This is a genomic window from Chryseobacterium sp. S0630 (genome assembly GCF_024158915.1).
In the GTDB taxonomy this organism is placed as follows: Bacteria; Bacteroidota; Bacteroidia; order Flavobacteriales; family Weeksellaceae; genus Chryseobacterium.
The window spans coordinates 100,736-122,572 of sequence record NZ_JAMZGF010000008.1 but is presented as its reverse complement, the minus strand read 5'-3'; the positions used below and the strand labels follow the sequence as shown (position 1 = coordinate 122,572).

Genomic DNA, 21,837 nt, shown 5'->3' with positions numbered 1-21,837 from the left:
TAACCAAAACAGGGTTAAAATCTATATAAGTTATTAATAATTTAAAAAATCAAACATTTGTTTGGATAAAACCTATTCCATTTTTATTCTTTTTCACTCTTTTAAAAGTTGGAGTTATCTCCCGTTTTTTATGAGATATTTCTACAATTTTAAATTTAAAATATGCAGCATATCCAAACCATTTTTTCAGTTAATATTAATTCTGTTTTTGTAAAGAGAAAATATTTTCTATAGGCAGATCAATTGATCACTAAAAAAAGATAACACTTATTTTTATGAGGACAAAACCTCATTATGATAACCTTTTTTGATTCCAAATTACGTGGAATAAAATACTGAGGATCAAATAAAATCTACCAACACCTACTTATATCTCACTAATAAAGGAGAATTTTTTTTGTATATTTAAAACATCTGTGTATTTTAGTTAAAAATATTAATATGATTTTTGACAAACTAATTAACCATTTAAAACTCGATAAACAGGAATTTATTTTCCAGTTCAACTCCCATCCTAATTACCCGTCTGCACTGGCATTTAGCGACACACTCAACTTTATGGGAGTAAAAAATGATGCTTACGAACTTGACAAAGAATATTGGGACGAACTTCCGGAAGAATTTATTGCTATTGTTGAGAATTCATTTTCCCTGGTCAAAAAAGCAGGAAGCAATTATTCCGTATATTCAGAAAAAGCAAAAACCTTCGGTAAAGAAGAACTTTATAATAAATCAACAGATTTTGTACTGCTGTTTGAGAAAACAGAAAATGCAGAAAGTAAACTGGCTTTTAATTTCAAACCGGTTCTTTATCTCATTTTTGCAACTGTTCTTGCCTATTCTTTTATTAGCCAAACCATTTACGAAGCTCTATTTAATGTACTTTCTTTAGCAGGAGTTTATATTTCCCTGGAAATTTTCAATCAGAAATTCGGGAATACTTCTACTGTCATCGGAAGTATATGTGGAGGCGGAGGCGCTGCAGCAAGTCAGACAGCCAACTCGTGTGATAAGATCATCAAACAGGATAAAACCAGTATTCTGGGCTTAAAGTTTGCAGATTTTTCTCTGATTTATTTTGCAGGACTTGCCGTATTAGGTATGTTCTTGCCGGCTACAGCATATATCGTAAAAGGGTTCACCTTCGTTTCTGTAATCGCCATCGGATATTCTTTATACATCCAGGCATTTGTAGAAAAAACATTTTGTAGAGTATGTCTTTTGATTATTTCAATCCTGGTAGGGCAAATTGTAATCAGCAGTTTATTTTTTGAGAATCTGTCTTTCAGTGTGGGAGCTCTTCTATTGACTGTCATTCTTTGGGCTCTTGTTTTTTCTGCAGTTATTTATTTCAATACTCTTCTTGAGCAAAAAGAAGCTCTTCAAAAATCGAATGCGAAAAATCTCAGATTCAAGAGAAACTATGAGCTTTTCAAAAACCAGATGGAGCAAAATCCAAAAATAGAATTCCAGGATACTGAAACTTTTGCTGTTGGAAAAAGAGATGCTAAACTTCGTATTTCTATTGTTTCCAATCCATATTGTGGTTTTTGTAAAGATGCACATAAGCTTGTTGAAGGACTTTTGGAAAAATATCCGGAGAATATTTCACTACAGATGAGATTCAATTACAGCCCAGACAGAGCTCCTGAAAAATACACTCAGCTTATTTCAGATTTAACTCATATCTATCATAACAAGCCTGAAAAAGAATTTTTACATGCTGTAGAAGAATGGTTTGAAACGAAGGATGAAAGCAAAATCAATGCGCTTTCCGGAGGAAACGTAACCTCAGAAAATCTGAATCCATTAGTAGAGATGTCCATAGAAAACAGTAACGCAGGATTAAGCTTTACTCCTATCTTTATCATCAATGGATATCAGTTTCCAGACAAGTATGATCGTGAAGATATTTTATTCTTTATTGATGAATTAATAGAGGATGATGAGATCTAGCAAATAAATCTCATTCATTTAAAAATTTCACTATCTTAGGAAAAACAAAATAACCATCTGAAAAGATGTAAAAGAGTAGAAAAACGGTGATCAATGGGACTATTTCCAGTTTACCATTTCATTGAATTATAATTGAATTAAAGCAAAAATGTCGTCATTTATTGACGGCATTTTATAATGAGTAGTAGTTTTGAAAAAAAAGTTTCCTTTTTATAAGCAACCAGATACCAAAGATTGTGGCCCTACATGCCTCAGAATCGTCAGTAAGTATTATGGTAAAAGTATATCTCTGCAGCAGATTCGTAACCTTTCCGAAACAACACGTGAAGGAAGCAGCCTTCTTGGCCTGAGCGATGCCGCAGAAAATCTTGGATTCCGGTCAATGGGAGTCCAGATCGATTTCAATACCCTAACAGAAGAAGTTCCTTTTCCATGTGTAGCACACTGGAATAAAAATCATTTTGTTGTTGTATACAAAATCGACAAAAATAACAAAGTCTATATTTCAGATCCCAGCTATGGACTGATCACTTATACCAGAGAAGAATTTATCAAGTCCTGGATTGGAGAAAATGCCAACGAAAATACAGAAGAAGGAATTGTCCTGATTCTTGAAACCACTCCTGCATTCTTCCAGACAGAGTTTGATGCTGAAGAGAGTAAGGCAAGCTTTACATTCTTGTCCAAATATCTTCTTAAATATAAAACACTTGTTATACAATTGGCTATTGGTCTATTAGGAGGAAGTTTACTTTCCCTGATATTCCCGTTTCTTACCCAAAGTATTGTAGACGTCGGGATCCAGAATCAGGATATTAATTTTATCTATGTAGTTCTACTTGCCCAAATTATGCTATTCCTGGGAAGAATGGGAATTGAGACCATCCGAAGCTGGATTCTTCTTCACCTTTCAGCAAGGATCAATATTTCGATCATCTCCGATTTCTTTATCAAATTGATGAAACTTCCGATAAGTTTCTTTGATACCAGAATGACAGGAGATATCATGCAAAGAATTAATGACCACCACAGAATTGAACAGCTTCTTACAAGCTCTTCACTGAATACATTATTCTCTTTGGTCAACCTTATTATTTTCAGCATTGTATTATTATTTTACGATTACAGACTTTTCATCGTTTATCTTGTAGGAGCTGTATTATATATTGGCTGGATCAGTTTTTTCTTAAAAAAGAGAAAAGAACTTGATTATAAAAGATTCTCACAGGTATCTCAGGAACAAAGTAAAGTAATTGAGCTTATCAACGGTATGCAGGAAATCAAAATGCATAATGCCGAAAAGCAAAAAAGATGGGACTGGGAATTTCTTCAGGTAAAACTTTTTAAGATCCGAATAAAATCTCTTTCATTAGAACAATGGCAGTCTGTTGGAGGAAACTTTATCAATCAGATGAAAGATATTCTGGTGAGTTTCCTTTCTGCAAAACTTGTTTTAAGTGGAAACCTTACTTTGGGGATGATGCTTTCTGTTCAGTATATTATTGGACAGTTAAACAGCCCGCTTCTTCAGCTTATCGACTTTATCAAACAGACTCAGGATGCTAAAATTTCCCTTGAAAGATTAGGAGAAATCCATGATAAAGATGATGAAGAAGATAAAAATGAGCAGTACGTTACAGATGTTCCGAAGCAAGATATCGAAATCAAAGATATGTCATTCAGATATATTGGTTCTGATGTTCCGGTTTTTGAAAACTTAAGCCTTACGATTCCTTACCAGCAGACCACAGCTATTGTGGGAGCCAGCGGAAGTGGAAAAACCACTTTACTGAAACTGTTGATGAAATTTTATGATCCGGACCAGGGTGAAATCAGAATCGGGAACACCAATATGAAAAATATTTCTCCGAGATACTGGAGAGATCATTGTGGTGTTGTAATGCAGGAAGGATATGTATTCAATGATACCATCGCCAATAATATTGCTGTAGGTGAAGATCATATAGATAAACAAAAATTGAGACGTGCCGTAGAGATAGCCAATATCAAAGATTTTATTGAAAGTCTTCCATTAAGTTATAATACAAAGATCGGAAATGAAGGAGTTGGTGTAAGTGGAGGCCAAAAGCAGAGACTTTTCATTGCAAGAGCTGTTTACAAATCTCCTGAATATATTTTATTTGATGAAGCAACATCTGCACTGGATGCCAATAATGAGAAAGTGATTATGGAAAATCTTGAACAGTTCTTTAAAGGTAAAACAGCAGTGGTGATTGCCCACAGACTTTCAACGGTAAGACATGCTGATAAAATCATTGTACTGGATCAAGGAAAAGTAGTTGAAGAAGGGAGCCATGCCGATCTGGTAGATTTAAGGGGAGAATATTACAGACTTGTAAGAAATCAGCTTGAATTAGGCAGCTAATCATAAAAGCAAAAAAAATAGCGGAATCCGAAAAGCTTATAGAGTAGGAAAAATAAAACTAATTAAATCATGAAAAATCTTAAAAAACTTTCAAGAAAAGATTTGACATTAGTGAGTGGAGGAGTAATTATTCCGGACAACAACTGTTGTGGATCCTGGTGTCTTGGCAGCTGGGTACCATGCCGTATAAAGCATTTTGAATGCCCTCCCGATGCAGACACTTCACCACCATCTTGGTATGACGGGAACTGCCCAATTATTTAAATTATATTCCCCCTGAAATATTGGGGGAAATTTTACCTCAGAACAATGAAAGAAGACGTTTTAGACAATATTGAACTTCGCTCAGAGAGTGTACAGGATATTCTTACCCAGCCACCGCATTGGATGATCCGCTGGGGAAATACAGTGATATTTATTATCCTCCTGTTGATTCTCTTAATGAGCTACATTATAAAATATCCGGAATTTGTACCGGCTCCTATTATTGTAACTTCCCAGAATCCTCCTGAGAAAATAGAAGCACGAACCAGTTCCAAAATTGAGAAAATATTCATAAAAGACCATCAGGAAGTTAAAAAGAATGATGTTCTGATGGTGATGCAGTCTGCAGCTAACTATAAAGATATTTTAGAACTTAAAAAACTGGTAGACTCCATCACACCCGATAAATTATATACCTTCCCTATAGCGCAGGCTTCAAGATTCAAACTGGGTGAATTGCAGGGTGAATATAACAGTTTTGCAAAAGCATTTCAGGATGAAGCTCTTTTTACAAGACTACAGCCTTATGCTCCTGAAAATCTGGCCGCCAATCAGAGCATTTCAGAATATAAAATAAGAATTGCTACCTTGAAACAGCAGAAGAACCTGGAATCTATAAAATATGATCTGACAAAGAAAAACTTCAACAGATCTCAGGAATTATTCAACCAAGGGGTAATTTCAGCCATGGAACTTGAAAATGAAAAGATCAAATATCTTCAGGCACAGCAAAACCTTGAGAATATCAAAATCTCCATATCTCAAATGGATGAAGGAATTTCCAATCTGAATAAGACCAAAAGCGGAACTGCCATTAATACCGAAAAAGACAGAATTACATACTCTTCACAAACTCTACAGCTTCTTGAGCAGCTGCGAAAATCTCTAAAACAGTGGGAGCTAAACTATCTTGTCATCTCATCCACTGATGGTGTTGCCAGTTTCCAACAGTTCTTTGGTGAGAATCAGTTCGTAAAAGTAGGAGAACCCATACTTTCTATTCTTCCTAAAAATAAAGAGCAGCTAGTGGGCAGAATGTCCGTTCCTACCACAAATTCAGGAAAAATAACTCCTGGTGAGAAAGTACTGATTAAACTGGACAATTACCGATTCCAGGAATACGGTATCATCGAAGGAAAAGTGCAAAACATCTCTCTTATTCCTGATGAAAAAGGGAATTACTATGTAGATGTAATTTTACCAAAAGGATTAAAAACAAGCTATAATAAAACACTTACATTCGATAAAGAGCTTAGAGGCAGCGCAGAAATTGTAACACAGGATCTGCGGCTGATTGAAAGATTCTTTTATCAAATCAGAAAATTACTTGGATATCAGGTTTAATAAACCTTTTATTAAAAACTAACCCCGTTTTACAAATTGTGAAACGGGGTTTTTATTGTTTATTATTAAAATTTCAAATCATCTGATAATATTTTGCAGTAGCTCAACCAATCTCATTCGTTTAAATAGCCTATTATAGCAAAAATCTACCTAAGTAAAGGGTTTTATCGCAAAAAATACGATCATTAAAAAAAGGGCAACAAGAAGACGAATATGAGGACTATCATAACATGAGTTTATGATAAAAACTAACCTATCATTATAATGAAGCTGAAGAAGTATAATTATTCCCTTAATATTTCATCAGAAGAATGAAATCGTTAAAAAATAAAATTCATTGGAAAGAATTAAAAGACGAAAGGACAATTCTTTTAAAAGTAAAAACCGCAATCATTGATTTAATGATTGCGGTTTATTGTAGCGAAGACGGGAATTGAACCCGTGACCTCAGGGTTATGAATCCTGCGCTCTAACCAACTGAGCTACCTCGCCGTTTTGGTGGTGCAAATATAGAAAATATTTCTTTACCTCCAAAATTATTTTAGCTTAAAATATTCTAAAACATCGCCAACATGATCTGGTTTGCTGATTATCTTATTGTTAGCATCCAAAATAAAATACGTTGGAGTTGCATGAATATTATATAAATCTGTGTAGCTACTGTTCCATCCTCTCAATTCTGAATCATTCACCCAAGGAAATGCAGCAATTTTCTGGGTATACGAATTCTTATCCACATCTAAAGACAACCCTACAATCTGAATATTTTTTGATTTCAGATCATTATATTTTTCCAAAAGTTTTGGAAGCTCACTTTCACAGTGTGAGCATGTAGATGACCAGAACACAACGACCTTTTTATCTGCCTTTATATCGTGTAAAGATTTTGCAGTGGTATTAACAGGTGACTGGAACTTATAATTAGGGAAAACAGCCCCCATTTCAATGTTTGCATTCGATTTCAGTGTAGAAGCAAGCCTGTCTGTGATGGTACATTTAAGATTTTTAGCGAGAGATAAATATTTACTCTTGTATTCATCCATCTGATATACATCGAAGATATCAATCAATTCTGACAAAACAGTCTGCCCTCTTGGAGTCTCTACTTTTAAACGGTCCAGCAGTTTATCTACAGAAGCAGTAACATTCGTATTCCCTCCCGAATTCAGATAAGCCACCAGTACAGGTCTCAATAACGATGAGCTTTCAAGCATATCATTGGATTTGTCCAGAAAATTGATTATTTCTTCCTGATCTACTTTCTTAGTTGAATCGGGTGAGTTAGAAAGAAACTTGCTGTAATTCGTATTATAATAAGCAATAAATGGGTGTTGTGCAGCATCAATAGAACTTGAAGAACCAGAAAGTCTGTCAATTTCTGTTTTCAGAGCTTTTCCAAAATCCGTATTGTCTTTGTAATATTCTTTGATTTGTGCTAAAGCTGGCAAAATAAGCTCTTTCTTTTGGGAGCCTTCCTGTTGTTTGCTCATCAGATTATTGGCATCATCCAGATAAGTAACATCTTTTACTTTGCTATTCTGAATATCCAGTTTAAAGTTGACATTTTTATTTTCAGAAATAAAGCTTACAGTATTATTAGAGCCAGGAAAATAAACTTTCATCATCCCCATATAATGACCTGGATATTTAAAAGTCCATGTACTATTCTTACTCTGTTCTTTAGTAACAATAATATCTTTTGATCCGTTAAGTGTATATAGAATAGCATCCTGGTCTTTAAAATCTGTCGGAGCCTGAATTGTAACAGTAAATTGAGCCTGTAAAGCAAATGCAGCCAAAACCGCTGATAGCGTATAAATCTTTTTCATAAAGTAAAAATAAAAAAACTCCCTGACTAATCAGAGAGTTTAATATTATTTTAATAAAATTTTATGCTTTTACGCTCTTGTACTTTTTTGTAAAGTAAACAATAAATCCTATTGCTACAATACCAAGTACATATACATACATATCAATTGGTGAGGCTGGTGACCCGGTACCATTTCCTCCATTTCCTCCTCCTCCTGGGATTGCTGGTTGTGGTGGAGCGGCATTTGCTACGAATACAGCAAATAGGAAAAACGCCAAGACTAGTTTATTAATAATTTTCATGTGGTTTATTTTAAGATTTTAGTGTTAACAGTTTCTCCCTTATCAGAAACGATTTTTACAACATATGAATTTTTAACTGAGCCATTCAGCTCGATTACAAAATCTCTGGATGTTTCAACCGCTTTTTTAGAGATTACCAGTTTACCGCTCATATCATAAACTTGAATGTCTGCTTTTTTCCATTTTGGATCAAATCTAACAATGTAATTTGTAATAGATGGATCGTAAACAACAAGTGTTCTGGAAACACTAGAAGTTGTTTTATCCACACCTAAAGTAATATTACTTGGCTCACCATAATACAAGTTAGCTTCTTCATTTGTTACAGCTACCACATCTCCCTGTTTAGCCTGTACTAAATTTCCATTTTCCGCTTTATAGTAGAAACCAATTCCTGAAGATAACTGGTGTGCACCAGCAGGAATAAGTTCTGCATTTTCTCTGATCTCGAACTTATAAGATTTAACCTGATCAAGTTTGTAGTTAACTAACTTAACATTTTTACCTTGGAAGTTACTCTCATTAGCTTCGTTAATATATAACCAATAGTTAGTATAATTATTATCATACCCACCATTCAATGCTTCTTCATAAGTACCGATAATTCTCGTACCAGCTGAACTTTGAACTGTTGTAGCAGTAGAAACCTGGTGTCCAGTTGTAAATGCTGGAGAAACCACGTAGTAAGTTCTGGAAATCTCATTACCATTAGCATCAAGACCAATTACCCCAAGCTGTTTTACAGTGTTGGCTGTATTCTTACCAGCCGTTTTAGCTGCATTTACACCGTTAGGAGTACCTGCTGTTCTAGCTGTTGATTTGAATCTTCTCAGTGGATTAAAGTCTAAAGTCTGAGCTGTATTGTCTCTTAACTTTATTTTAAACGACTGCATAGGTTTGATAACCATTTTATCTAGGTTCACATCTCCAACTGCCGGAGCAACTCCGTCACCTGTAGCTACATAAGTAACTACCTGAGCACCTGTAGCGTAAGTAGAACCTCCAGGAAGTGTAACAACAGTACCTGGATTATATTCAATACCCCAGATATTTTTTACTGCATTTCCGTCTGATCCTGTAACGCTTTCAGTATATCCAATATTAGATAAATCTAAGTTGGTAAGGAAAGGGTTACCGAATTGGTAGAAATTTTGTCCAAATGTTCCAGCCCATGGAGTGGTAGTAAATTCAAATGAATCATCAAGATAAGTATTGTACTTTTCGTTGTAAGAATTCACAGCGTTACCACCATTTCCGAATACAACATTGGAAGCTCCTAAATTAGATTTTCCTGCATTCTGCAATGACACAGTTCCTGTTAGTGGAGCATACGGTTTTCCATTGATATTGAAAACAGTTCCAGTTGCAGGTGCACTTGGATTCCAGTCATTGCTGGAAACTTTCAACATATAATACCCTGAACCATCAGCAGTAGTAGATGCTAAATTTGTAAAATGTGCAGAAACCGCATTGGCGTTATCCCACTTTAGAATTGGATTACTATATCTACCGGTATTGAAAGTTTTACCAACTTCAGTAGATAATGAACTTAAGGCTTTACCAAAGAAAGGTAAAGCAACTTGTTGGAAATAATTGCCACTACCGTTACTTGTAGTTCTGTACTCTTTAGTGACAATACCTGTGATGTTGGACTGGGATAGTCCGTCGATGTACAGCTGACCATACGTGGAAGTAGCAAAAGAAGCAGGGGTATTAAGTCTTAAGATGATATTTCCACCGTCAGTCTTATCAGCACCTCCGGCATCAATTGTTTTAAAACCATCTGTAGCAGATCCTACAACCATGATATTTCCATGCACGTCCAAAAGGCCATTACCTTTTGTTTGTACACCTCCACCGCTATAAACTAGGGTGCCTTCGCTCACATACATATTAGCATTAGTGTCAACATGACAAAGTATCTGCGCCTGAACAGAATAACTAATTGCTAAAAGACCTATAGCAAATAAACTTTTTCTCATTGTATAAATTATTTGTGTGTTAATACAATCTTCACCCGCAAAGGTATTATTATTTTTCTAAAAAAAAAAATATTTTATCTATTAATCAAAACATTATCTTCATTTAAGATGATATCTTTCTCCTCTCCTATTGAAAACATATAGTCTTCTAGAACTTTTTCGGTGGTCCCTCTAAGCCCTCTTGCCCCTAATCCTTTTTCAATAGTTTCCTCTACGATTTTTTCAATTGCTCCGTCTGTAATAACCAAATTTGTGCCATCCATTTTAAAAAGTTCCACAAATTGATTCACGATAGAGTTTTTAGGTTCCTTCATGATTCTTACCAGCGTCTCTTTTGTGAGTTTATCGAGGTAAGTAATAATTGGAAATCTTCCCAAAAGTTCCGGAATTAATCCGAAAGTACGAAGGTCAATTGCATTAATATTTGTTAATATATATTCGTCCTCGTCTGTTTTATTGATTTTTTCAGAACTGAAGCCAATTGCCTGCTTGTTCATTCTTCTTTCGATGATCTCTTTGATCCCGTCAAAAGCACCTCCTGCAATAAATAGGATGTTTTGGGTATTTACCTGGATATATTTCTGATCCGGGTGTTTTCTTCCTCCTTGTGGCGGAACATTCACAATACTTCCTTCCAACAGTTTTAATAATCCCTGCTGTACGCCTTCTCCTGAAACGTCTCTTGTAATACTTGGATTGTCTGATTTTCTGGCAATCTTATCAATCTCATCGATGAAAACAATTCCTTTTTCAGCTTTTTCCACATCGTAATCTGCGACCATCAAAAGTCTTGAAAGAATACTTTCAACGTCTTCTCCTACATATCCTGCCTCAGTTAAAATAGTAGCATCCACGATACAGAAAGGAACATTAAGTTCTCTTGCAATAGTTTTTGCCAGAAGCGTTTTACCCGTTCCTGTCTCTCCTATCATGATAATGTTTGACTTTTCAAGCTCTACTTCTCTATTCTCGTCCTTAGCGTGAAGCAATCTTTTATAATGGTTATACACAGCAATGGAAAGTTGCTTTTTTGCCTGATCTTGTCCAATCACATACTGATCAAGAAATTCTTTGATCTCTTTTGGCTTTTTAAGCTCCTCCATACTATTAGCAGGTGAATATTCTGTTTTTGATGCACCATCTTTTACGATAGCATGTGCCTGCTCTATACAATTTTCACAAATAAAACCATTCTGCCCAGAAATCAGCATCTGTACTTCATTTCTTTTTCTGCCACAGAAAGAACATTGGTTGGAATTCATATGATATAATATATATGTATATGTTAAAGAAAATCGTAAAAAATTACTTTTTTACGATTTTCTGGTTGTTAAGAATTAATAATTGAGTGTTGAATCTCTGTATATTCTTCGTTCGTTAATTTTAATCTTTCATTTCTGAAATTCATGTCTTCCATCTTATTTAAAGGAATCAGATGGATGTGTGCATGAGGAACTTCAAGTCCTACCACTGCTACTCCTACTCTTACACATGGAATTGCAGTTTTGATCTTCTTGGCTACCTCTTGGGCAAATCCCCAAAGGTTTTTGTATTCTTCACTTTCAAGATCAAAAATCAAATCCACTTCTTTTTTAGGTACTACTAAAGTATGTCCCTTCACTAAAGGCATTGCGTCTAAGAATGCAATAAAGTTTTCATTTTCTGCAATCTTATAAGAGGGAATTTCGCCATTAATGATTTTTGTGAATATAGTGCTCATTTTATCAGAAGTTTGGGTTAGATATTTAGAAGTTCAGAAATAGAAAGGAGTATCAGACTATAGAGAGATGTCTAATACTTCAAAAGACAGTTTGTTTCCATTAGGTAAAGTAATTTCAGCAATTTCGCCAATAGCTTTTCCTAACAGTCCTTTTGCGATAGGTGTGTTCACAGAAATCTTTCCTGTCTTCAGGTCGCTTTCGTTATCCGGTACCAATGTAAATACCTGCTCTTGCTTGGTAGCATTGTTTTTAAGTTTCACTGTTGTTAAGATTGAAACTTTTGAAGTATCTAATTGGCTTTCGTCTATAATTTTAGAAGTAGAGATAACATCTTTCAGCTTAGAAATTCTCATTTCAAGCATCCCCTGAGCCTCTTTAGCTGCGTCGTATTCTGCATTTTCAGATAAATCTCCTTTATCTCTTGCTTCTGCGATCTGCTGAGTAATTTTTGGTCTCTCCACAGTTTCCAACTGTTCCAGCTCAGCTTTCATTTTCTCTAGGCCCTCCTTAGTAACATAGCTTGCCATAATTTTCAAAATTTAGTTTTAGTATAAAAAAATAATCCGACATTTGCCGGACAATGTTTTCGTGTTGTAATCGTTTAATTTTTACAAATATATAAAAATTTAAATTGAAATGAAAAAAACTTTTTCAATCTTATCCATTTTCATTTTATTGATTTTCAGTAATTTAACTATAAACTCATGTGGAAGCAGAGAAGATACTGTGAACTGTTTCCCAAATGTTCCCATCAATGTATCGCTTAATCTAAACCTGCCTGCTTATTACGTTTTGAACAATATCAATGGCTGGATTTATGTGAACGAGCAACAGTCAGGAACCAGAGGGTTGATTATTGTCCGGACTGCAAACGGGTTTAAAGTCTATGACAGGAATGCACCACATCTATGTCCTGATAACAATACAACTCTTGAGGTAAAAGACAATATTGCCATTATTTGTCCACAGGATAATACAAGATGGATATTAAGTACAGGACAGCCGGAGTCTGGAGCCAAAACATCTCTGCCACCTAAAACTTATCCTTACAGTTATGATGCTGCAAGTAAAATCTTAAATGTTTACTATTAAAAATACAAGATGAAAATCGTTATACAGAGAGTCTCCGAAGCCAGTGTAAAAGTAGACGGAAAAATTGTTGGTGAAATCGGAAAAGGGCTTATGCTGCTGGTAGGTATAGATGAAAATGATGAAAAGACAGATGCCGACTGGCTTGTACAAAAGGTTTTAAATCTGAGAATCTTTGGAGATGAAGATGACAAGCTTAACCTTTCCGTGAAAGATATTTCAGGAGAAATCCTTTCCATCAGTCAGTTTACATTGATTGCAGATTATAAAAAAGGCAACAGACCTTCTTTCATAAAGGCAGCCAAACCGGATAAAGCGGTGCCACTTTTTGATTATTTTAAGGAAGAAATCGCTAAATCCGGACTAAAAACAGAAAGCGGAATTTTCGGAGCAGATATGAAAGTTTCCCTGATCAATGACGGGCCGGTTACCATTGTCATGGATTCTCTTACCAAAAGCTAAATCGGGAAATAAATATAACCATAAAGCAATACGTTTCAATTCGTTGGAACGTATTTTTTTTGATTGAAATGCATAAAATGTATCTGCCATTACCCCTCACAGGTTTTAAAAACCTGTGAGGGGTATCGTTCATCAACAAAGAAATCCTTTATACAAAAGAAAAGAGTAAAAAATCTAAAAAATAAAATCACAAAAACGTGATTTGTTTTTATTTTATTATTATTTTTGATATAAATCAAAACTGATTTACAACCATTTAACAAAATCATATGAAAACAAAAATCAACCTTTTCGCATTATTTGCGTTCTGTTCTACTTTGTCTTTCGGACAGGACAGCCAGCCCAAAATGGCTAATAATCAAAATTCAATTATTTATGTATGCTTTTCAAAAGGCATCAATTCAGAAAAAACGGCTTTCAGCAGAAACGCTGATCTGGAAAGATTTTCAAGAGAAAATCACATCTCATTTAAGTATGATCTGGATTTTACAGACAGCAAACTTGATGAAATGGCCAGAAGCAGCAAAGCCATCGGTAATTCCGGAGAATCTGTGGAAAAGCTGAAAAGAATTTATAAGGCTGATATTCCTCTTCAAAATAAAGAAGCTTCAGAAAAAATCATCCATACTCTTGAGAGATTTCCTGAAATAGAATATGTATCTGTAATGAGTGCCGAACCTATCGAACCACCATTAGTCAATGCTTTTGTGGCCACTCCTGATCTGGAAAGCCTGCAGACTTATCTGAATGACAATCCGGGAATCAACGCCAAATATGCATGGTCAAGAGGAATCACAGGACAGAATATCCGTGTACGAGATGTAGAATACGGGTTCTACAAGACTCACGAAATGCTGTCTAATCAAAACTCTATACAGCTTGAACCTGGTTATTCACCTAATGCAGGATTAGCCAATAATAATTACCGTGACCACGGAACAGCAGTTGTGAGTATTTTAGGTTCAATAAAAGATAATATCGGACTTACAGGAGCTGCTTATAGTGCTTCTGAAATAAAAGGTTATATGGAATGGACTACGGTGGGATACAACAGAGCTTCTGCGGTAAGCAGATCTATTAATGCATCTCAGGCCGGAGATATTATATTATACGAAATGCAGACTGGTGGAAAAGACGGTCAGTATTGCCCTGCGGAATATGACAAAGTAATCTGGGATCTTACGAAAGCTGCTACTGATTCAGGAATTATTATCATTGCAGCGGCAGGTAATGGAAACCAAAATCTGGATGATCCGTTTTATGCAACCTATCTTGCGAGAGGAAACAGTGGTGCTATCATTGTAGGAGCAGGATCTCCTAATACTACCCATTCAAAATTAAGCTTCAGTACATTTGGAAACAGAGTGGATGTTCAGGGTTGGGGAAGCAGTGTGATGGCAGCAGGCTATGGATCTTATGTGAAATATGACAATGACAACAACAGAACTTATAATTATTTCAGCGGTACAAGTTCTGCAACACCTGTGGTTTCTTCTGCAGCTATTTTGATTCAGTCTTTCTATCGCCAGACTACAGGTCAATATTTAACACCTTCAGCGATGAAAAACCTTTTAATTTCAACAGGAATTCCTCAGGGAGGAACAGTGACGGGGCAAAAGATCGGACCTCTTCCTAATGTGAAGAATGCTATCCTTCAACTGGAAAGTAATTTTGTAGCACCTGTTAAGACTTTACCATCATTAGAGGTTAAAATTTATCCTAATCCATCCAGCAGTTCCATTGCTATTAAAAGCAGTGAAAATAAAAAACTGGATATAGAGATTATTAACCTTCAGGGACGTACAGTGATTAAAAATTCGGTTTTACCGAATGAAAAGATTGATATTTCACAACTTCCTACGGGGCAGTATATCATCAATATTAATGAAGGCCAGAGAAGAGTTGTTGAGAAATTAACCAAACTCTAAAATATAAGATTTTTTTATACATTTTACTTCACATCAAACCCTCTTTCAGCTTTCTGAAAGAGGGTTTTTGCTATCAATTTTTATTGATTTTATTTTGCTGGAACGCTGCTGAAATTAAGCGCTACTTTGATGTTCATATCTGAAGAGGTCTGATTCTTCAATTCATAAACGGTTCTTACCGTCAATCCTGAACTTTTTACAATTTCGTCAAGGAATCCTGTATCATTAAGATCAAGATTTAAGCTGGAAGAATTGGTAGAGATGTTGGAGCGTGAAGCCACTAATCTCTCTCCTGTTCCGTTAGATGAAACATATATTTTTACAGTTTTGAATGCACTCAGGTTTCCCCCAGAAGGAGCTGCTACAGAGATTTTCGCATCTGAAATTCTTACATCTTTAATTTTTGCATTGTTATTTCCTCCGAACCATGTCTGTACATTGGTAGCTGTTGCAGTAGAAGAAACTTCTTTATCTGCAGGAACTCCTGTAGACACTAAAACATTCGTTGTGTAGGGAAATGTATTCTGAACCAGCGACTGTACGGTTCCGCAACTTACGAGTACAGCTGAAGCGGTCATTGCTGTTAGAACTATATTTTTCATAATTTTAAATTTTAAACTTCAGAGTTTAGTTTGCAGAAATTGTACCAAATTGATTGAGCCTTATTCTACAGTTACTGTAAAACTTCCCTTGGTATTTCCGGAAGCCATGTTACTTTTCCCGATAATCAGCCATACTTCACCTTGTCCGGGAGTATCATAAGTAATTTCTCTTCCAAAAGGTCCGTCGTAGTTCCCGTTTGGAAGTCTGATCTGATTGAAACGGATATTAAAATCTTTCTCTTTTGTTGAAATTTTAGCTTTGATATTCGGGCGGTCGTAACGGGTCAGTTTTAAAATCAAATCCTGATCATCCTTTGTAAATTCCTCTCCAATTGTAAAAGGCAACTGGTTGGCGTCTGCAGTTCTTATAATCTGGCCGTCTTTTTCATCTCTCATTACGCCTTTACGTAATACTTCCTTAGTGACCGGAGCATTGTTAATAATTGAATCTTTTTTCCTTAATGCTACAGAATCTTTTTTTACCACAGAGTCCGGCATTTCTGTTACCACTGTAGAGTCCTTATCCGGGACATTTGTCACAGCAGGTTCTTTTTTACAGGCAACAATTATCAAAGGAATTAACAATAAGCTTTTTTTCATAATAATTAATTTTAAGAATGGATCAACATGTATTATGCTGAGCTCATTGAAATGCTAAAATTGTTCCAATCCGTTTAATGTTTTATTTTCCGGTTGTAATTCTTTTTCATCATTAGTTCCTGCCCATTTAAATGTAAAGTACATAAAGTTGAGCATTATTCCCATCAAAAGAGTAACACCCCATGTTTTGGTATATTCCATCGGATAGATGAATCTCACCACAATATCCGAGAACAGACCAAAAGGATTATTGAGAACATCCCAGCTATTCCATCTCAAAAACCGACCGAGATAAACTCCGAAGCTGCTCATGAAAAGAAAAAGGACAACCACTCCATTAATGACATTTCTATTCGTATAATCAGAAAGTCTCTTTTCAATATCATGAAGACTTATAAAACCACAGATCAGCCCGGTCCACGCATAGGAAAGAATCACAATGAGGTCATACCAGATCGGTATCTCATTTCTTGCTCTGAGGTGAAAAAGATCTGTAAGAATGTAAGGAGAATTGGGAAAGAACAATATCCAGACTATTACTATAAAGAGCAATGAAGTTTTGCATTTGATATTAAAGGCAAGAATAAAAGAACTCAGTAATAAAGGAATCCAGGCCAGAAACAGATTCCAGTTGAGAAACAAAAACACTTTTGTATCGCTGATGTAATATCTGAAAGCAGAGAGGCTGAAACAGAATATCGTCATCATTATCAACAATATATTAATTTTAAATCTAGAGGATCCCGCTAAGTTTTTCATGATCTTTTATTGTATAGTCTGATAATATATGATCTTTGAAAGGAATGTTTTGGATGTTTCATTTTTCACTTTATCCTGCAAGGTCTTTTTAAGCTTCTGATCATTTTTTTCCTCTGCATATTTCAGTAGCGCTTTTTCACTGAAGTTGATGGAAGTTAAATGATAATTGACCACAAAATCCTTTCGTTTCATATTCTGAGAAGTAATAAAACCTCCCCAATTGAAATAACTGCACACCAGAATAGTTCCATAAAAATACCAGATCATAGTGTTAACAAGGAAAATATTTCTTTTCTGCTTTTGAATTTTAATAAAAGTCAACGCCAGACCAACTAATGATAACAGCAGGAAAGCAAGAACCCCTAATCTTTTATAGGTAAATCCATAATTAATAATATACTCATAGTTTTTAAGAGCTGCAGAAACAACAAGAACAGCATTGAGAAGAATCCAGATTTTGGCTAAAATTTTCAACAGTCCTGCTTTTGGATCAAAATTAAATCCGGATTTAAAATAGAACATAATCACCAGAATTGCCATTATAATAGACATGATTACAGCATTTACTCTTTCATGGGTTTCTTCGGAAAGCTGAACTGGTGTTTTTACAACTTCATAAAACTGTTCATAATTATAAGTAATAATAAAGAACACCAATAAAATATTCAATAAAACAAAAGAGATTACTCCGCTCATTCTTTCTGCATCAAGATCAAGAAAAGAATAAGTAGCCTTGGGAATCCGGGAATCTTTGCCAAACTCATTATTAAGAACATGATTGCTTTTGTAGATGAGCTTTTCCACCGCATAGTTCCAGTAATTAAAGGCTATAAAAAAACCTAAAACCGAGAGACAGAATACCTGCCAAATATTAAGATCCAATTCATAATTGGTGAAAAGAGCAGCAAAGTGATTACTTCCTGCAGAGTAAATTCCAAAGAAGACGGAAACCAGTATCAGCGGGATCAAGATGAAAGCAAATGTCTTTTGCCATAATCCTGGAATATTCTTCTTAGGCAGCCATTCATCAAAACTGAAAAAACGACAGAATGAAGTACAGCAATTCACAATAAAAACCGGAATTAAAAAGAGAATTTTCAATCTTCTGTTCTTCGATTTATAGCCAAGCAAAAGCAGTGAGCTCGCCACCGCAATAAAGGATGGAAAATCTCCGAACCACGCAAATGCAATACTGGACAGGATACTTGTTCCAAAAAGTACATATAATGTTTTTGTTTTATTTTTTTCCGGTGTTCTCAACAGCGTTAATACAGCATAGACAATTCCCAGAATTCCAAGATTCAGCCCTACTTCCTGATCATAAAAGACAATGACAAAGAGAATAGCTGTAAGAAATATATAATGATGTGTTTTCATGAGGTTTACTATTTAATATTTAAAGATTTAAAGGATTGAAAGATTTAAGGTGTACAAGTATAGAGATCAACAAAAATTAAAGAATAGGGTGAGGTATAGAAAAGTAATAGGAATATTAAGTAGTAATAGAAGAACAGAATTTCCATTTCTTTTCTTTTCGGAAACATCACTCAGGTATTCCATCAACTCATATAAAGTGATCAACAGGTTAGTTACAGCAGCAATCACAACGTAATAAAACCCAAATATGATCAGAAATTCAGCTCTTGTGATCCAAAATGCAAACAGTAGAAGGGTTCCCAGCAGAAAAGAAACAATGAATGATCTTTTTCCTAGCGGACTGAATTTTATTTTTCCCATCATCTTTAGCTTTTAATGAAGAACTACCGTTTCTTTCTGTTGAATAAAGTCTTTCACATGTTCATAATTCTGCCATAGCAATTCTTCAAAGTCCCAATGATGAAAGGCTCTCATATTTTGTCCCTTTTTATAAGCTTTGATATAAATTTTCACATATTCAGGAAGAATAATTGTTCCTAATACGATTGCAGCCAGAAGGTGCGCATTGAGCTTACCGTTTCCCAGAAGCAGGTACTGCATGGCAATTTCATCCTCGAAGTTGGTTCCACAACCGGTAATCAGGTGATGTACATCGTGGTTTTCCATCTTTGGTATCATTGAGAAGCCGTGCTTCCTGTAAAACTCTCCTAATTTTCGACCTAAAGAATCTTCCTGAAACTCCAACAGTTGCTTTTCATTGAACTGCCATTGTCTTTTTTTCTTTTTGAAATATTTTCTGTATAATTTTTGAGTTTTATCGTATACAAAAAGCAGGAACTGAACGCGTATTTTTTTCATAATAGTATTAAATATATTTATGGATATTAATTGAAATACCCCAAGCCTATAATAGCATAAGTAAATGCGATGGGAATATTGGCAGTCAAAATAAGTATGGCTATCATACATTCTTTAAATTTTGATGTATTTATAACACCATATGTCAAGAACCCCAATATGCATAATAAATTGACTGGCACTCCGAAAACGATTAGCAGATATCCCGCTCCGGCAAACCAGTTATCTTTTGTAATCAGAGCCCCTAAAAGACAAAGAGTTCCAATTGAAAAAAATATTCCGAATACTGCCTTGCCTAGATTTATTATTTCTGAATCTTTCATTATTATTTAGGATTAATCACAAATCAGATTTTAGCTTCCGGCAAACGGACTTCCGAAAATCCCTACTGCTAATTCAAGCCATATCAATGTTATAGCCAGCAAAATAAAAATACATATCATCACTTTCTGACTTTGTTTTCTAATTCTGTTTCTTACCAGATTGATGAGAAAAGCAGTTGTAAAAAGCAAAGCTCCTGCAATCAGGAAATCTGATCCTGACCAGTTTACTTCTTTAGACAATAGATTGCCAACCAATGGAATACTGAGTAAAGCCAATGGAAGGGCATAAATTGTGATTGTTTTTTGTTTTTGTGTCATAATTTTATTTAATTTTAAAATATAAAGTACTTTGTAATTCAAAGTTAATTTTCAAAAAAATATAGGACTATCGTCCCAATAATTTTTCAAGAGCATTCAAGTGCTCCGTAAATGCCTGTCTTCCGCTCTGTGTAACGCGATATGAGGTTTTAGGTTTCTTCCCAACAAATTCTTTTTTCACTTCTATATAACCAGCTTTCTCCAGTGCATTGCTGTGGCTTGCCAGATTTCCATCGGTTATTTCGAGCAGGTTTTTCATTTCGGAAAAATCAACCCAGTCGTTAACCATAAGAACAGACATAATGCCCAATCTTACACGGCTTTCGAATTCTTTATTGAGCTGATTTATTTTGATCATTTTACTTTATCTTATTTATTCTGAAATAGCCAAAATCTGACTATCTTTCATTTTCTTTACTTCTCTATCAATACAGCCTGAAGCAATTTTACAATTAAAAAATTAAAATTAACTTCCATATGTACACCGCTCCAATACTGATAATAAGAGATAAAAACAGTATCAACAAAGGCCAATAGCCCATAATATCGTTTTTCCTTTCTGAATAAAATTCAGTTGTATCTACTAGATTGAGTTTTTTATTTACATGTAAGGCACTTAACTCTTTCTCTGTTTGAAAAGTCTTTACCTCATTTGTTTTTAAATCCACGAAAAAAAATTCGTTGTCAAATGTTTTTCCAAAAACCTGATTACCCAATTCTTCCATTTTAGCCACTTGTGAAACCAATGTCAGTCCTTTTCCAGTATTAATACTTGCCTGCTCAGGCAAATCAATAAATAATAGCTGATAGTCATTTTTTAAAGGAACATACCAGGCATCACCTATTCCAATATCTACTTTTTTATTTTCCGACACAATGGATAAGCTGATAATTCCGACAATATAAAATGTATAAAATGCCACAAAAGGTCCTATAAATGCTAATATCATTTTATTCCTTCTTCTTTCTCTACTGCTTATAAAATAAGTAAGTAAACAACCTACAACAGCACAGATAAGACCGAAAGCTGATATAACAAAAAGGTGTATTAATATGACAAAACCAATTCCCATTACTTATACTTCTTATGCATGATCAATCCATACACAATATGCAGAACACCAAAACCAATGGCCCAGAACAGCAATCCCCATCCTAAAAAGAACAAAGAAACAAGTCCTAAAATAATCTCAAGATATCCTAAATACTTTACATCCGTTAATGTATATCGTTCTGCGGCTACCAGAGCCAATCCATAAAAAATCAGAGTAGCCGGAGCAATGAAAACAAAAAGATGATGATAAAGTAGAGCGAGACAAAAGACACCTCCTGCTACCAAAGGCACTGCAAAGGTAATCAAAAGTCGCTTTGTAGTGGCATCCCAGATCTTCAAACCTTTCTTTTTGCTTTTATGAGCAGTAAAAATATAACCACTAAGAACAGCTACAACCAAAATAGCAATCCCAATCAGAACAAGTTCTTTAACCAAGGCAGGTCCCAGAATATTCCTGTCTCCATCAAAATAGCTGATTCCTTCCCTCTGAAATACAAAATACACATATACAGCTCCAATAATAGCCGTTAAACCCGCAACAACTCCGGATAAACCACTTAGGGAAATAAATCTGGAGGACCGTTCCATCATAGAACGGATATGGGATAAGTCTTCGTGATAGTTTTTTGAATCCATAAAAAGAACTTTGAATTACAAAGTTATAATTTATTTTGAATCTACCAACTCTTTATTTTATATTTT

Annotated in this window: 24 protein-coding genes and 1 tRNA gene; 7 read left to right on the top strand and 18 right to left on the bottom strand. The window is 35.0% G+C overall.

Translation table 11 applies throughout. The features are described 5' to 3' along the window. Window positions 1–441 precede the first annotated feature (441 nt). The 4 genes from NK356_RS05955 to NK356_RS05940 all read left to right on the top strand — a co-directional run bounded on the left by NK356_RS05955 (window position 442) and on the right by NK356_RS05940 (window position 5,950). The gene (locus tag NK356_RS05955; RefSeq protein ID WP_253316453.1) at window positions 442–1,956 is read left to right on the top strand and encodes a thioredoxin domain-containing protein; all 1,515 of its coding nucleotides are present in this window, start codon (window positions 442–444) and stop codon (window positions 1,954–1,956) included. 190 nt (window positions 1,957–2,146) lie between these two features. Further along, the gene (locus tag NK356_RS05950) at window positions 2,147–4,342 is read left to right on the top strand and encodes a peptidase domain-containing ABC transporter (protein WP_034695867.1); all 2,196 of its coding nucleotides are present in this window, start codon (window positions 2,147–2,149) and stop codon (window positions 4,340–4,342) included. Between the two features lie 69 nt (window positions 4,343–4,411). Beyond that, window positions 4,412–4,606 (top strand): hypothetical protein, encoded by a 195-nt coding sequence (locus NK356_RS05945; protein ID WP_149835743.1) that lies wholly within the window; start codon window positions 4,412–4,414, stop codon window positions 4,604–4,606. A 45-nt stretch (window positions 4,607–4,651) separates the two neighbouring features. After that, entirely contained in the window at window positions 4,652–5,950 is a 1,299-nt protein-coding gene (locus tag NK356_RS05940) for an HlyD family secretion protein (protein ID WP_034695866.1), read from the top strand. A gap of 418 nt (window positions 5,951–6,368) precedes the next feature. On the opposite strand, the gene NK356_RS05935 is transcribed toward NK356_RS05940, so the two are convergent. From NK356_RS05935 to greA, 7 genes are all read right to left on the bottom strand, one after another. Then, window positions 6,369–6,442: transfer RNA gene (locus NK356_RS05935), tRNA-Met, on the bottom strand. Between the two features lie 44 nt (window positions 6,443–6,486). Further along, window positions 6,487–7,779, bottom strand: coding sequence for a TlpA disulfide reductase family protein (locus NK356_RS05930; RefSeq protein WP_034695865.1), 1,293 nt, complete (start codon window positions 7,777–7,779; stop codon window positions 6,487–6,489). A 61-nt stretch (window positions 7,780–7,840) separates the two neighbouring features. Further along, window positions 7,841–8,062, bottom strand: coding sequence for a hypothetical protein (locus NK356_RS05925; RefSeq protein ID WP_034695862.1), 222 nt, complete (start codon window positions 8,060–8,062; stop codon window positions 7,841–7,843). Between the two features lie 5 nt (window positions 8,063–8,067). Next, window positions 8,068–10,044 (bottom strand): T9SS type A sorting domain-containing protein, encoded by a 1,977-nt coding sequence (locus NK356_RS05920; protein WP_253316452.1) that lies wholly within the window; start codon window positions 10,042–10,044, stop codon window positions 8,068–8,070. A gap of 74 nt (window positions 10,045–10,118) precedes the next feature. Further along, window positions 10,119–11,306, bottom strand: coding sequence for an ATP-dependent Clp protease ATP-binding subunit ClpX (gene clpX, locus NK356_RS05915; protein WP_034695858.1), 1,188 nt, complete (start codon window positions 11,304–11,306; stop codon window positions 10,119–10,121). A 68-nt stretch (window positions 11,307–11,374) separates the two neighbouring features. Then, window positions 11,375–11,764 carry an HIT family protein gene (locus NK356_RS05910; protein ID WP_034695857.1) on the bottom strand — a complete coding sequence of 130 codons (390 nt, stop codon included), beginning with the start codon at window positions 11,762–11,764 and terminating at the stop codon, window positions 11,375–11,377. 57 nt (window positions 11,765–11,821) lie between these two features. Beyond that, window positions 11,822–12,292, bottom strand: coding sequence for a transcription elongation factor GreA (gene greA, locus NK356_RS05905; protein ID WP_034695856.1), 471 nt, complete (start codon window positions 12,290–12,292; stop codon window positions 11,822–11,824). Window positions 12,293–12,401: 109 nt separating this feature from the next. On the opposite strand from greA, the gene NK356_RS05900 reads away from it, so the two are divergent. The 3 genes from NK356_RS05900 to NK356_RS05890 all read left to right on the top strand — a co-directional run bounded on the left by NK356_RS05900 (window position 12,402) and on the right by NK356_RS05890 (window position 15,244). Beyond that, complete coding sequence (locus NK356_RS05900) at window positions 12,402–12,857, top strand: hypothetical protein (protein ID WP_034695855.1); 456 nt, start codon at window positions 12,402–12,404, stop codon at window positions 12,855–12,857. 9 nt (window positions 12,858–12,866) lie between these two features. Continuing rightward, entirely contained in the window at window positions 12,867–13,316 is a 450-nt protein-coding gene (gene dtd, locus NK356_RS05895; RefSeq protein ID WP_034695854.1) for a D-aminoacyl-tRNA deacylase, read from the top strand. Between the two features lie 269 nt (window positions 13,317–13,585). Further along, window positions 13,586–15,244 (top strand): S8 family peptidase, encoded by a 1,659-nt coding sequence (locus tag NK356_RS05890; RefSeq protein WP_253316451.1) that lies wholly within the window; start codon window positions 13,586–13,588, stop codon window positions 15,242–15,244. An 89-nt stretch (window positions 15,245–15,333) separates the two neighbouring features. On the opposite strand, the gene NK356_RS05885 is transcribed toward NK356_RS05890, so the two are convergent. From NK356_RS05885 to NK356_RS05835, 11 genes are all read right to left on the bottom strand, one after another. Then, window positions 15,334–15,846 (bottom strand): hypothetical protein, encoded by a 513-nt coding sequence (locus NK356_RS05885; protein WP_253316450.1) that lies wholly within the window; start codon window positions 15,844–15,846, stop codon window positions 15,334–15,336. A 60-nt stretch (window positions 15,847–15,906) separates the two neighbouring features. Further along, window positions 15,907–16,446: a hypothetical protein gene (locus NK356_RS05880; protein WP_034695852.1), complete on the bottom strand. Its 540-nt coding sequence runs from the start codon at window positions 16,444–16,446 to the stop codon at window positions 15,907–15,909. A gap of 54 nt (window positions 16,447–16,500) precedes the next feature. Beyond that, on the bottom strand, window positions 16,501–17,154 hold the full coding sequence (locus NK356_RS05875) for a DUF1361 domain-containing protein (protein WP_253316449.1): 654 nt from the start codon (window positions 17,152–17,154) through the stop codon (window positions 16,501–16,503). 57 nt (window positions 17,155–17,211) lie between these two features. Then, window positions 17,212–18,582, bottom strand: coding sequence for a DUF4153 domain-containing protein (locus tag NK356_RS05870; protein ID WP_253316448.1), 1,371 nt, complete (start codon window positions 18,580–18,582; stop codon window positions 17,212–17,214). Between the two features lie 66 nt (window positions 18,583–18,648). Continuing rightward, entirely contained in the window at window positions 18,649–18,945 is a 297-nt protein-coding gene (locus NK356_RS05865) for a hypothetical protein (RefSeq protein WP_253316447.1), read from the bottom strand. Window positions 18,946–18,954: 9 nt separating this feature from the next. Continuing rightward, window positions 18,955–19,440 (bottom strand): Coq4 family protein, encoded by a 486-nt coding sequence (locus NK356_RS05860; RefSeq protein ID WP_034695844.1) that lies wholly within the window; start codon window positions 19,438–19,440, stop codon window positions 18,955–18,957. Between the two features lie 26 nt (window positions 19,441–19,466). Further along, window positions 19,467–19,763 carry a hypothetical protein gene (locus tag NK356_RS05855; protein WP_034695842.1) on the bottom strand — a complete coding sequence of 99 codons (297 nt, stop codon included), beginning with the start codon at window positions 19,761–19,763 and terminating at the stop codon, window positions 19,467–19,469. A gap of 30 nt (window positions 19,764–19,793) precedes the next feature. Beyond that, window positions 19,794–20,081 carry a hypothetical protein gene (locus NK356_RS05850; RefSeq protein WP_253316446.1) on the bottom strand — a complete coding sequence of 96 codons (288 nt, stop codon included), beginning with the start codon at window positions 20,079–20,081 and terminating at the stop codon, window positions 19,794–19,796. Between the two features lie 67 nt (window positions 20,082–20,148). Beyond that, window positions 20,149–20,439: a transcriptional regulator gene (locus tag NK356_RS05845; protein ID WP_034695841.1), complete on the bottom strand. Its 291-nt coding sequence runs from the start codon at window positions 20,437–20,439 to the stop codon at window positions 20,149–20,151. Between the two features lie 94 nt (window positions 20,440–20,533). Continuing rightward, window positions 20,534–21,154: a hypothetical protein gene (locus NK356_RS05840; protein WP_034695840.1), complete on the bottom strand. Its 621-nt coding sequence runs from the start codon at window positions 21,152–21,154 to the stop codon at window positions 20,534–20,536. After that, entirely contained in the window at window positions 21,154–21,771 is a 618-nt protein-coding gene (locus NK356_RS05835) for a hypothetical protein (protein WP_034695838.1), read from the bottom strand. Before NK356_RS05835 ends, NK356_RS05840 begins: the two co-directional genes overlap by 1 nt. Window positions 21,772–21,837: the final 66 nt, after the last annotated feature.

Bases quoted from the DNA above. Each gene is read 5' to 3' on its own strand.
- NK356_RS05955 (WP_253316453.1), top strand. From the start codon at position 442: ATGATTTTTGACAAACTAATTAACCATTTAAAACTCGATAAACAGGAA.
- NK356_RS05945 (WP_149835743.1), top strand. From the start codon at position 4,412: ATGAAAAATCTTAAAAAACTTTCAAGAAAAGATTTGACATTAGTGAGT.
- NK356_RS05940 (WP_034695866.1), top strand. From the start codon at position 4,652: ATGAAAGAAGACGTTTTAGACAATATTGAACTTCGCTCAGAGAGTGTA.
- NK356_RS05930 (WP_034695865.1), bottom strand. From the start codon at position 7,779: ATGAAAAAGATTTATACGCTATCAGCGGTTTTGGCTGCATTTGCTTTA.
- NK356_RS05925 (WP_034695862.1), bottom strand. From the start codon at position 8,062: ATGAAAATTATTAATAAACTAGTCTTGGCGTTTTTCCTATTTGCTGTA.
- NK356_RS05920 (WP_253316452.1), bottom strand. From the start codon at position 10,044: ATGAGAAAAAGTTTATTTGCTATAGGTCTTTTAGCAATTAGTTATTCT.
- clpX (WP_034695858.1), bottom strand. From the start codon at position 11,306: ATGAATTCCAACCAATGTTCTTTCTGTGGCAGAAAAAGAAATGAAGTA.
- NK356_RS05910 (WP_034695857.1), bottom strand. From the start codon at position 11,764: ATGAGCACTATATTCACAAAAATCATTAATGGCGAAATTCCCTCTTAT.
- greA (WP_034695856.1), bottom strand. From the start codon at position 12,292: ATGGCAAGCTATGTTACTAAGGAGGGCCTAGAGAAAATGAAAGCTGAG.
- NK356_RS05900 (WP_034695855.1), top strand. From the start codon at position 12,402: ATGAAAAAAACTTTTTCAATCTTATCCATTTTCATTTTATTGATTTTC.
- dtd (WP_034695854.1), top strand. From the start codon at position 12,867: ATGAAAATCGTTATACAGAGAGTCTCCGAAGCCAGTGTAAAAGTAGAC.
- NK356_RS05890 (WP_253316451.1), top strand. From the start codon at position 13,586: ATGAAAACAAAAATCAACCTTTTCGCATTATTTGCGTTCTGTTCTACT.
- NK356_RS05885 (WP_253316450.1), bottom strand. From the start codon at position 15,846: ATGAAAAATATAGTTCTAACAGCAATGACCGCTTCAGCTGTACTCGTA.
- NK356_RS05880 (WP_034695852.1), bottom strand. From the start codon at position 16,446: ATGAAAAAAAGCTTATTGTTAATTCCTTTGATAATTGTTGCCTGTAAA.
- NK356_RS05875 (WP_253316449.1), bottom strand. From the start codon at position 17,154: ATGATGACGATATTCTGTTTCAGCCTCTCTGCTTTCAGATATTACATC.
- NK356_RS05870 (WP_253316448.1), bottom strand. From the start codon at position 18,582: ATGAAAACACATCATTATATATTTCTTACAGCTATTCTCTTTGTCATT.
- NK356_RS05865 (WP_253316447.1), bottom strand. From the start codon at position 18,945: ATGATGGGAAAAATAAAATTCAGTCCGCTAGGAAAAAGATCATTCATT.
- NK356_RS05860 (WP_034695844.1), bottom strand. From the start codon at position 19,440: ATGAAAAAAATACGCGTTCAGTTCCTGCTTTTTGTATACGATAAAACT.
- NK356_RS05855 (WP_034695842.1), bottom strand. From the start codon at position 19,763: ATGAAAGATTCAGAAATAATAAATCTAGGCAAGGCAGTATTCGGAATA.
- NK356_RS05850 (WP_253316446.1), bottom strand. From the start codon at position 20,081: ATGACACAAAAACAAAAAACAATCACAATTTATGCCCTTCCATTGGCT.
- NK356_RS05845 (WP_034695841.1), bottom strand. From the start codon at position 20,439: ATGATCAAAATAAATCAGCTCAATAAAGAATTCGAAAGCCGTGTAAGA.
- NK356_RS05840 (WP_034695840.1), bottom strand. From the start codon at position 21,154: ATGGGAATTGGTTTTGTCATATTAATACACCTTTTTGTTATATCAGCT.
- NK356_RS05835 (WP_034695838.1), bottom strand. From the start codon at position 21,771: ATGGATTCAAAAAACTATCACGAAGACTTATCCCATATCCGTTCTATG.